This is a genomic window from Vibrio sp. 1562, from assembly GCF_033340155.1.
GTDB classification, from domain to species: Bacteria; Pseudomonadota; Gammaproteobacteria; order Enterobacterales; family Vibrionaceae; genus Vibrio; species Vibrio alginolyticus.
Window position 1 is genome coordinate 1 of record NZ_JAWOVY010000749.1, and the last position, 526, is coordinate 526.

General features: G+C 41.3%; 1 protein-coding gene. It reads right to left on the reverse strand.

What is annotated here, in order from left to right:
- On the reverse strand, positions 1-289 hold a 289-nt coding region (locus tag R7Z49_RS27440; protein WP_318112822.1), incomplete at its 3' end, for a LysR family transcriptional regulator.
- Between the last annotated feature and the right edge of the window lie 237 nt (positions 290-526).

The following is a 526-nucleotide window of genomic DNA, read 5'->3' on the forward strand; positions in this document are numbered from 1 at the left end:
CTTGATCAGTATTGGTCTGAATTAGGCTGGCGGTTGCATGCTGAATGAGCTCCAGAGCTTCTGTTATTTGGGGCAAATAGCGCTTTCCTTCCTCTGTTAGCTCCACGCCGTTTAACCCTCGATGAATGAGAGGAAGCCCAACGAGTTGCTCTAAAGATGCCATCTGTTTACTGACCGCTCCTTGTGTTACGCACAGGTCATCGGCGGCTTTAGAAAAGCTGAGATAGTTAGCCACAGCAACAAAAGTCCTCAACGCACGAATGGAAGGGTACTCACTGCCTTTTATCATTCTTTCAATTCCATTGAATTTGCTTAGGCACAGAGTAGAGGATTTGTACTTTTAAGCAAAGCAAGGCACGACGGATGTGTGATTGGCTTCCTTTCTAGTAAACACGCCACGTGATATTTCAATGACTATTTAACAACTCAAGAATATTCACACTGTGTATTTTTATTTTGAAAAAACTACAAATTAGCGAGAAGCTTTTTCACTAGTTATATTTATCCTACATTTATATTGTTTGTG